Origin of the sequence: Asanoa sp. NPDC050611, assembly GCF_040654855.1 — a bacterium.
Lineage (GTDB): Bacteria > Actinomycetota > Actinomycetes > Mycobacteriales > Micromonosporaceae > Asanoa.
On sequence record NZ_JBFAIU010000432.1, the window covers coordinates 1 to 5,473 of the forward strand.

Here is a 5,473-nt window from a genome sequence, read left to right on the forward strand (position 1 = left end):
CACCGCACGCCTCGCCGCGCGGGCCCGGCAACGCGGCAGCGTCCTCGTGCCCTACGGCCGATCGCCGACACCCTCGCGGACGCCCTCGGCGCCGGGCTCCTGCTGCTCGACAACTGCGAGCACGTCGTCAGCGGCGCCGCCGAGCTGGCCCGGGTGCTGCTCGACCGGTGCCCGGCGCTGCGGATCCTGGCCACGAGCCGGGCCGCGCTGCGCCTGCCGGACGAGCTGACCGTGGCCGTGCCGCCCCTGCCGTTCCCGGCACCGGACGGCGACCACACCATCGCCGGGCTGACCGTCCATCCCGCGAGCCGGCTGTTCCTCGAACGCGCGCGGGCCCGCTCCGGGCGGCCGGTGCCGGAGTCCGACGCCGCCGCGGTCGCCCGGCTCTGCGCCGAGCTCGACGGGCTGCCGCTGGCGATCGAGCTGGCCGCCGCGCGTACGCCCGTGCTGTCGGTGCCCGAGATCGTCAAGCGGCTGCAAGCCGACCCCGCCGTGCTGCGCAGCCCGGACCCGACCGCGCCGGCCCGGCACCGCACGGTCGCGGCCGCTGTCGAGTCCAGTGTGGACCAGCTCGAGCCGGCGGCCCGGCTGCTCTTCGACCGGCTGGCCGTGTTCGCGGGCGGGTTCGACAGCGAGGCGGCCGTGGCGGTCGCCGGACCCGACGCCGCCGACGGCCTCGCCGCGCTCGTCGAGGCGTCACTGGTCGAGACGCAACGGCCGGGCGCCGACGCGCGCTACCGGATGCTGATGCCGATCCACCGTCAGGCGCTGACCCGGCTGCGCGCCGCCGGTGCCGAGGACGCGGCCCGGCTGGCGCACGCCAGGCACTTCCTGGCCCTCGCCGAACGCGCCGAAGGCGGCCTGCGCGGCTCGGCCCAGGGCTGGTGGCTCGGCCGGCTGCGGCGCGAGGCGGCCAACCTGCGCGCGGCGATGGGCTGGCTGCGCACCGCCGCCGAGCCCGACGGCGACCCCGCCTCTGTGTGCCGAGCCAAGACGCGGACGCGCAGGTAGTCCGTCGCATAAGAGTCCTTGTGGTGCGCCGTATCGGCGACGACTAGTCGGCGTCGACGGCCGCTGCCTCCTGGAACCGTCGCCGGCGCCGGGCCACCACGGGAGCTACCTCTGGGCGCTGAGGTTGCGGTGTTTCGCCTGGCTCGGGACGCGGGTATCGCAGAGCGGTGGAAGGACACTTCGAGCCGTACGTACAACTGGTCGACGTCACGGACGAGGCGGCGCTGATCGCCTGGGGCGGCTTCCGACTGGGCGAGAGTGCGGGCGGGTTTCGGGCGGAGCGGACCGGCGAGACCCTCGGCGCCCGGTCCGAACCGCACGGCCGGGCGGTCGTGGAGGTGCTCGACGGCGACGGGGCGATCGTCGGCAGGGCCGTCACCGACGAAACCAACCACGCGTGGGTACGGGGGTTGCGGCCAGCGACCACGTACCGGTACCGGGTGCTCGTCGAGGGCGAGCCGTGGGGCGCCGGGCCGCGGTTCGACTGGGCGTCGGGCACGCTGGGTCCCGCCTGGCGGCCACTCGACCAGCGACTACGGACTCACGCCAGCGGCTCTGAGCCGGACCCGGTGACCTTCCTTGCCCTCGGCGATTTCGGCGTCGGCATCGCCTCCGGCGCCGACGGTCAGCGGCAACTCGCGATCGCGCGCACGATGCAGCGGTTGGCCGACACGGTCGACGTCCGGTTCGTCGTCGGCTTGGGCGACTCGATCTACCACGGCCCGGACGGTCCGCAGGACGCCACGGGCGCGTTCGACGAGGACTGGTGGCTCACGTTCTTCCAGCCGTACCGCTACCTGTTCGACCACCTCGCCTTCTACCCGACCGCCGGCAACCACGACAGCTCGGACACCGAGGCGAGCGACGACCGGGAGCAGCTGGAGGACAACCTGTACCTGCGCATCCGCTTCGGACCGCGGGAAGAATCCGGGCGCGCGTCGATCGACCCTGGCCTGTTCTACCGGCTGCGCGTCGGCGCACTGCTGGAGCTGGTCTGCGTCGACACCACCTGGGGATCCTCGCGGGGCCTGCACTGGTTCGACGAGCCCGGACAACGCGGCTGGCTGGAGCGGACCCTCGCCACCAGTGACGCCACGTGGCAGGTGCCGTTCTCGCACCACCCCGCCTACTGCGCCGGGCCCGCCCACGAGTCCATGCCGGAACAGCTCGAGCGGCTGGTGCCGCTCTACCGGCGCAACGGCGTGCGGCTGCTGCTCCACGGTCACGAGCACAACTTCCAGCACGGGCACGTCGACGAGCTGCAGTACGTGGTGTCCGGCGCCGGAGGCAAGCTCGACCAGCGGACCCCCAGCCGGTTCGCCGAGGCCGGCACGCGCTCCTGGGCTGCCGTGCCGCACTGCCTTCTGGTCCAGGTGCTCCCCGACCGGCTCGTCGTCACCCCGTACGGACCAACGCCGCCCGGAGCCACGCCGGCCCCGATCGCCCGCCGGCGACCCGACGGTACGGTGACCGACGAGCCGATCACGATCCCGCTGTAAAGACGGAGGTACGGCCGGCACACCGCGTACGCCCACTCGGCCATCGACCACCAGCGCCGGGTCGTGGATCGCAGCTATTGATCATCACGGGGCGGATCGCGATCGTCCTAGAACGTGACCAGTACCTTCACGACGTCGTCGAGTTTCTTGTCGGAGACCTCGAACGCCTGCTCCATCTGGTCGAACGGGAAGGTGTGACTGGTCATCAGAGTGGGATCGACGCGTTCGAAGGCAAGGACCCGCAACAGTTGCTCCATGCGTAGCCGCCCCCCTGGGCAGAGGCCGCTCGCGATCGTCTTGTCCGCCATGCCGACGCCCCAGTCGACCCGCGGAATCTGGACGAACTCGCCCTCGCCGAAGTAGCCGGTGTTCGAGACAGTTCCGCCTGGCTTGGTGATCTTGACGGCGGTCTGGAAGGTGAGGTCCGCCCCGAGCGCCTCGATCGCGGCGTCGACGCCTTCGCCACCGGTGAGTTCCATCGTCCGCTCGACGACGTCCTCCTTGGAGAAATCGACGATCTCGTCGGCGCCGTACGTGCGAGCGAGCTCCTGGCGCGCGGGCACCGACTCGACGCCGATGACGAGTCCGGCGCCGCGGAGCCGCGCACCGGCCGTACACATCAGCCCGACCGGGCCCTGCGCCAGCACCGCGACCGTCCCGCCGATCGGGATGTTGCCGTTCTCGGCGCCCATGAACCCGGTGGAGAGCATGTCCGCGCAGTACACGGCGGCTTCGTCGGCGACCTCGTCCGGAATCTTGGCCATGTTCGCGTCGGCGTCGTTGACGTGGAAGTACTCCGCGAACACGCCGTCCTTGGTGTTGGAGAACTTCCACCCACCCAGCGGTGCGCCCGACTGGGACGCGTAGCCGGCCTGCGCCGCCCGTTGGCCCCAGTCGGGCGTGATCGCGCCGACCAGCACCCGATCGCCCGGCCGGAAGTCACGCACCTCGCTGCCGACGTCCGCCACGACGCCAACCGCCTCGTGGCCGAGCGTCAGGTCCTGCCGGGGTCCGATACCGCCATGGACGGTGTGGGAGTCCGACGTGCAGATCAGCGCACGGGTCGTGCGTACCACCGCGTCGTTCGGACCGGGTTTCGGCACGGGCTTGTCCACGAACCCGACACGGCCGATCTCCCTCATGACGAACGCCTTCATAACGGCCTCCGTAGGCGTGCGTGATCTCGTTGGACCGCCAAGCCGCACAAGACCCGACCAATACCGCAAACATACTTATTCCGTTCTTAACACATTAACGCCTAGCCTGCCCACCACAGCTCAATGCGAGCACCCGAGCGCCGTGCCGGTCCCGTACCAGCCAGTCGACAGACCAGGGCGACGCCGCCCGCGGAAGCCCGGCAAGCTCACAAACCGCCTGCCCGTCCGCCCCCCGCACGAGCAGATGAGCCGCTACGTCCGGCCAATCACTGCTAAGGATCAGGCCGAGGCGATGTGCGGCACCCACCAGACCACGTTCGTCGTCGGTAAGCGCCCCGTTCATCTCCGACCGCCGGACACATCACAAACTCTCGCGGACATCATCCGAGCAGCCCGGCTGGGCTAACCGACCGGCACTGGTCGACGAGCTCCGAGCCCACATCACGTCGACCACTCTTGGAGGTCCGGCACAGCCGTGATCGCGCGCGGATGGCAGCGCCCCCACCAGATCACCGGACGCGCTGCCGAGGACCGCACCGCCACCGCCGCGTTCAGCACCTCCTACGAGACCTCAGCAACCGACGGCCGTGCCCCGCGCGGCACCTGCGCGCGTATCCCGTGCGTCGGACTCCAGCCCACGCGATAGCCCGCCCGGAAGATGCCGTAAGGCGGGACGCGTCTCGAGGGGAGCCTAGATCTCCAGGATGGTCATCCGTCCCACGCCATCGTTCGGATGCGACCGAGCAGGCAGTCTCGTTGCGGTAGTGGCAGCGACGATTCGAGGCGAACCTAATCGTGGACCCAGGTCAGGGATCCGCACACGCTGGGGGCATGAAGACATTTGTGAAGGCGCCGGCTGCGTTCGGCGCGGCGCTCGTGCTGGCAGCGACGCCCGCGGGCGTGGCCTCGGCCGATGCCGGGCTCGGCGCAGACTCTGGCTGGGTGCCGTTCCGGACCCCGTCGTTCACCGTGCCCGCCGGCGATGCCTGCTCGTTCGACCTGCACGGCGAGGTGGTGTACGACCACGAGCTCACCAGGGTGGTCGAAGTATTCCCGGACGGCAGCCCAAAGGTGCAGGACTGGGTGGGCCCGCTCGGCGTGGTGTTCTCGAACGTCGAGACTGGAGAGTCCGCCCGACGCGACGCCTCCGGGACTCTGCGGGCGACCCACGACGCGGATGGAGGCACCACGTTCGTCTTCTACGGCAACGGCATCGCGCCCATCTTCGCTGGCAGCCCATCGCCTGGCATATACCTGGTCTCAGGGCACCATATCCTCGTGGCGAACCCCGATGGAACGCGGGAGTTCACCAAGAACCGGGGCACCGTGGAAAACATGTGTCAAACTCTGTCCTGATGATCCGGTTCCGGCTCAGCTCGGCCGCTCTGGCGCGCATCCGTTTCGCCTATTCGCCACTCGCGGAAACCGCCAAGAGCCTCTACATGATCAACTCAGGCGTCATCCAGCCGCAGCACCACCGCTGGTACGAGCGCGTCCGCTCGGACCTCGGGCGGGTCGACCGCGAACTGCTCAACGCGGTCGTCCCGCCCGGAGGACACGTCGCCGAGTTTCTGTTCGTGGGAGCGACGGCGACGACGACAACGATCGAGCAGCAACTCCATGTTGTCGCCAACTGGCCACTGGAACACTTTGCCAGTGAGCTCAGGCAAGCTCACCACGGGCACAACCTGCCGGCCGCCGCGCGCCGGCTCTTGTCGGTCGCGCACGCGGCGTTGTTCGTGGTCAGCCCGGTCGGCGTGAGCGGCGCGTTGTTGTAGTCGATCACGAGGCCGAACGAGGAGCGGT

General features: G+C 70.3%; 4 protein-coding genes and 1 pseudogene. 4 read left to right on the forward strand and 1 reads right to left on the reverse strand.

Going from position 1 to position 5,473, the window contains the following annotated elements; all coding sequences use genetic code 11:
- A pseudogene (locus AB0H87_RS37295) lies at positions 1-1,011 on the forward strand (AfsR family transcriptional regulator); the annotation flags it as partial.
- A gap of 167 nt (positions 1,012-1,178) precedes the next feature.
- The gene (locus AB0H87_RS37300; protein WP_360157017.1) at positions 1,179-2,510 is read left to right on the forward strand and encodes a metallophosphoesterase; all 1,332 of its coding nucleotides are present in this window, start codon (positions 1,179-1,181) and stop codon (positions 2,508-2,510) included.
- Positions 2,511-2,617: 107 nt separating this feature from the next.
- On the opposite strand, the gene AB0H87_RS37305 is transcribed toward AB0H87_RS37300, so the two are convergent.
- Positions 2,618-3,667 (reverse strand): NAD(P)-dependent alcohol dehydrogenase, encoded by a 1,050-nt coding sequence (locus tag AB0H87_RS37305; protein WP_360157020.1) that lies wholly within the window; start codon positions 3,665-3,667, stop codon positions 2,618-2,620.
- Positions 3,668-4,498: 831 nt separating this feature from the next.
- Here AB0H87_RS37305 and AB0H87_RS37310 point away from each other — a divergent pair.
- Both AB0H87_RS37310 and AB0H87_RS37315 read left to right on the forward strand, forming a co-directional pair.
- Positions 4,499-5,023 carry a hypothetical protein gene (locus AB0H87_RS37310; RefSeq protein WP_360157023.1) on the forward strand — a complete coding sequence of 175 codons (525 nt, stop codon included), beginning with the start codon at positions 4,499-4,501 and terminating at the stop codon, positions 5,021-5,023.
- Positions 5,023-5,445, forward strand: a complete 423-nt coding sequence (locus tag AB0H87_RS37315; protein ID WP_360157026.1) for a hypothetical protein — start codon at positions 5,023-5,025, stop codon at positions 5,443-5,445. The genes AB0H87_RS37310 and AB0H87_RS37315 overlap by 1 nt, the downstream gene beginning before the upstream one ends.
- Positions 5,446-5,473: the final 28 nt, after the last annotated feature.

Coding starts and splice junctions, on each gene's coding strand:
- AB0H87_RS37305 (WP_360157020.1), bottom strand. CDS start 3,667: ATGAAGGCGTTCGTCATGAGGGAGATCGGCCGTGTCGGGTTCGTGGAC.
- AB0H87_RS37315 (WP_360157026.1), top strand. CDS start 5,023: ATGATCCGGTTCCGGCTCAGCTCGGCCGCTCTGGCGCGCATCCGTTTC.
- AB0H87_RS37310 (WP_360157023.1), top strand. CDS start 4,499: ATGAAGACATTTGTGAAGGCGCCGGCTGCGTTCGGCGCGGCGCTCGTG.